This is a genomic window from Dolichospermum sp. UHCC 0259 (assembly GCF_009711935.1).
In the GTDB taxonomy this organism is placed as follows: Bacteria; Cyanobacteriota; Cyanobacteriia; order Cyanobacteriales; family Nostocaceae; genus Dolichospermum.
In genome coordinates this window covers 1-4186 of record NZ_VIKX01000103.1, presented here as the reverse complement: position 1 = coordinate 4186, position 4186 = coordinate 1, and the positions used below count along the sequence as shown (strand labels likewise).

At 40.9% G+C, this 4186-nt stretch carries 4 protein-coding genes; all 4 read left to right on the top strand.

Features of this window, described 5'->3' with window-relative positions:
* Positions 1-466 (top strand): WD40 repeat domain-containing protein (locus FJR05_RS27205; RefSeq protein WP_371416857.1); only part of this gene is annotated, 466 nt, incomplete at its 5' end.
* A 4-nt stretch (positions 467-470) separates the two neighbouring features.
* A complete protein-coding gene (locus tag FJR05_RS07935) occupies positions 471-1661 on the top strand; it encodes an ATP-binding protein (protein ID WP_168643614.1) in 1191 nt (396 codons plus the stop codon).
* Between the two features lie 554 nt (positions 1662-2215).
* Positions 2216-2749 carry a YdcF family protein gene (locus tag FJR05_RS07930; RefSeq protein WP_168643637.1) on the top strand — a complete coding sequence of 178 codons (534 nt, stop codon included), beginning with the start codon at positions 2216-2218 and terminating at the stop codon, positions 2747-2749.
* A 196-nt stretch (positions 2750-2945) separates the two neighbouring features.
* A complete protein-coding gene (locus tag FJR05_RS07925; RefSeq protein ID WP_168643613.1) occupies positions 2946-4109 on the top strand; it encodes a GuaB3 family IMP dehydrogenase-related protein in 1164 nt (387 codons plus the stop codon).
* Positions 4110-4186: the final 77 nt, after the last annotated feature.

Genomic DNA, 4186 nt, shown 5'->3' with positions numbered 1-4186 from the left:
AGCAGTAGCAGTGACAGCAGACGGAACACGGGTGATTTCTGGTTCTTGGGACGAAACTGTGAAGGTGTGGAATTTAGAGACAGGGGAGGAATTGTTCACGCTTAAAAGTCATAGTGGTTCGGTACAAGCAGTAGCAGTGACAGCAGACGGAAAACGGGTGATTTCTGCTGGTTCTTGGGACAAAACTGTGAAAGTGTGGAATTTAGAGACAGGAGAGGAACTGTTCACTTTCTCAGGTCATAGTGGTTCGGCAGTAGCAGTGACAGCAGACGGAACACGGATGATTTCTGGTTCATCTGACAATACTGTGAAGGTGTGGAATTTAGAGACAGGGGAGGAAATAGCTACTTTTATTGGTGATAGTCCATTTTATTCCTGTGCGGTTGCACCAAATGGGTTAACAATTGTTGCGGGTGACGCTGGGGGAATGGTGCATTTTTTAAAGTTGGAAAATGACGGAGAATGAAATTATGAACTCCACACCCAGACCACCAACTATGAATAATTCCATAGTTAATCACCAAGAATTTGCAGCAATAATTCACCAAAAAAGCGCGAATTTTCTGGGTCGTGATTTCGTGTTTACTGCTATTAATAATTTTCTCAATCGCTACAACCGGGGTTATTTCACAATTATCGGTCTACCCGGTAGCGGTAAAAGTGCAATTATTGCTCAATATATTAATCAAAACAATCCCCCAGAAAATCGCCAGGTAATTTATTACAACGCAGAACTAGAGGGGAAAAATCACGCTGAAGAATTTATCAAATATATATGTTCTCAAATTATCGCCACATTTGATCAAATATCTCTGCCAAATTTACCCGATAACGCTACAGAAGGGAGTTGGTTTTTATCCTTGCTTCTCCAACAAATCAGCGACAATTTACAACCAAATCAAAAATTAATTATTGCCATTGATAGTTTAAATTGCATCAATTCCCACTTACAACCACCAGGAACAAATATTTTTTATCTTCCCCGCTACATTCCCCAAGGGGTTTACTTTCTCCTTTCTCGTCGTCCGTTTTTATCCAGTAATTCCGGTTTATTAATTGAAGCACCGGTGCAAAGTTTGCATTTAGCAGATTCTCCACAGGACAATAAACAAGATATTCAAAATTATATTCAGAAAAACCTCACCCCCCTTCCCTACAAGGGAATAGGGGAACAAGAATCTTCTGACTCCCCTCTCCTCGCAGGAGAGGGGTTGGGGGAGAGGTCAATCAAATCCTGGTTAAATATCCACCAAATAAACGAAGCTGAATTTATTACTAATTTAACTAACCGCAGCGAAAATAATTTTATGTATGTTAGTCAAATTTTAGCTGCTATTACTAATAATTTTTATCCCCAACCTTCCCAAATAGGAACATCATTTCCACCACCATTAGAAACCTATTACCAACAACATTTAGAAAAAATGGTGGGTTCTCAATATGAAGATTTTCCCCTAGCAGTGTTGCAAGTTTTAGCCCAGACAACACAACCTATATCAGTTACAGATATTGCTAATTTGCTAAATACTGATGAATATGATGTTGAAGAAGTTTTAGAAGATTGGTTAGAGTTCTTGCAGGTAGAAACTATTTCTGACTCAACCACCTACAAATTCTATCATGATAATTTCCGCCAATGGCTCATAAAATCTTTGTTTTGATCCTGTTCATCCTTTAATCCTGCACATCTTGATAGCGAAGCATGGCGTATAACTCCTCCGTCGTTACGCAAGCTATGTCCATTTCTGACAATTTACCTAACTAGTCACTTCATATTACTAGCAAAAGCGATCGCCTCGAAGATAAATATAAAGATTTATGTATTCTTTCCTAATTGTATTCATTAAAAATTGAAAATTATGTTGGTGAAAACAAATACATCATTGTCACATATAGCAATCAGTTACACTAATTAAAATTCTTAGGCGTGTTAAGTCTTATAGTAAACCTGAAAATTATGTTGTAAATGAGTGGTAAGACACCTTTGATTAATTCTCTCAGATAGTTTAGGATATGGCAGAAATTACAGCGACGTAGATTCAGTTACTATGATTGCAAAGTTACCAAGTTCTTTTTAGGCATACTTCGCAAAAACTTATACTAACAATCATCCTTATGCGTCATGGTACTGATTTTTAAAGAAAATTCTAGTCCGAACCGACATACTTATCGAGCCTTGAATAAGCTACTTTTGACAGGGAAATCTGTGAGAGTTATGGCTTGTCTCCTACCCTTATTCATCTGGTGGGGGTACAAAGCAGTACAAAACCAATTTGTCCAACCACAAGCAATATTAGTTTTAGGCGGTTCTACTCGCTTACTAGAAAGAGAAAAGTTTACAGCCAAGTTAGCTCACCAATATCCCAGTATACCTATTTGGATTTCTGGAGGCAGTCCACCTCAGTATACTAAAAAAATATTTGCCAAGGCAGGAGTTGATCCCCAGCGTTTAAATTTAGACTATGAAGCTGTAGACACGGTGACTAATTTTACTACGATAGTGGATGAATTACAATCTCGTGGGATCAAAAGTGTTTATTTAATTACATCTGACTTTCATATGCGGCGTGCTTGCGTCGTTGGTGAAATTGTTTTGGGCAGTCGGGGCATGAATTTTAAACCTGTATCAGTTCCTTCCGCAAATGCACCAGAACCGATTCAAAAATCTATTCGGGATGGTGCTAGGGCAGTTATTTGGGTAGCTACGGGTTACACAGGCGCTAATTATGCCAATAAAAGTAAACCCTAGCACCGCTGGGCGGAAGTCAAAAGTCAAAAATAATAAGTTAAGCTTTTTAGCGATTGAGAATGGTTGGCTTATTTACGCCGTTCTGTAATACCACATCAGAACGGAATTAAAAATCAAAAATTTTGAATTGTCCCCAATTCCCAATATCACCACAATTTGATACCCTAGCTTAAACAGTTTTGAGAAAAGTTAAAGCGTGGAAATTCAACTTGGGCGGGGAAAAGTGGCGCGTCGAGCCTATGGAATTGACGAAATTGCTTTAGTCCCTGGTAACAGAACTCTCGATCCGAGTTTAGCTGATACTAGGTGGAAAATTGGCAATATTGAGCGAGAAATCCCCATTATTGCCAGTGCAATGGATGGTGTGGTTGATGTCAAGATGGCTGTTCGCTTGTCCCAGTTGGGGGCATTGGGCGTAATTAATTTAGAGGGTATCCAAACTCGCTATGCTGATCCAGAACCGATTTTAGATCGGATTGCCTCCGTCGGCAAAGATGAATTTGTCAGCCTGATGCAAGAACTATATGCTGAACCAATAAAGCCGGAACTAATTGAAAAACGTATTCAGGAAATTAAACAACAAGGCGGTATTGCGGCAGTTAGCGCAACTCCAGCAGGTGCAAGCAAATATGGTGAAATAGTAGCTAAAGCAGGAGCAGATTTATTTTTTATCCAAGCTACAGTTGTTTCTACTGATCATATATCTCCAGAATCTATTACTCCCCTTAATTTAGCGGAGTTTTGTAGTTCTATGCCCATCCCTGTGGCCTTGGGAAATTGCGTCACTTATGAAGTCACCTTAGAGTTGATGAAAGCTGGTGCAGCCGCAGTGTTAGTGGGTATTGGACCTGGTGCTGCTTGTACTTCGCGTGGAGTGTTGGGCGTGGGCATACCTCAAGCTACAGCGATCGCTGATTGTACAGCCGCTAGAGACGATTATCATCGGGAAACCGGGAAATATATCCCCATCATCGCTGACGGTGGTTTAATCACCGGTGGAGACATCTGTAAATGTATCGCCTGTGGTGCCGATGGTGTCATGATTGGTTCTCCCTTTGCTAGAGCCGCCGAAGCCCCTGGGCGTGGTTATCACTGGGGTATGGCAACTCCCAGCCCAGTCTTACCTCGCGGGACTCGCATTCGCGTGGGTACAACTGGAACTCTAGAACAAATACTCAGAGGACCAGCCGGTTTGGATGACGGTACTCATAATCTTTTAGGAGCTTTAAAGACCAGTATGGGAACTTTAGGCGCGAAAAACATCAAAGAAATGCAGCAGGTTGAAGTTGTCATTGCTCCTTCTTTGCTCACCGAAGGTAAGGTTTACCAAAAAGCCCAACAGTTAGGTATGGGTAAATAAGGGATTGGGGATTGGGGATTGGGGACTGGGGACTGGGGATTGGGGACTGGGGATTGGGGACTTTATTGATCAAAACA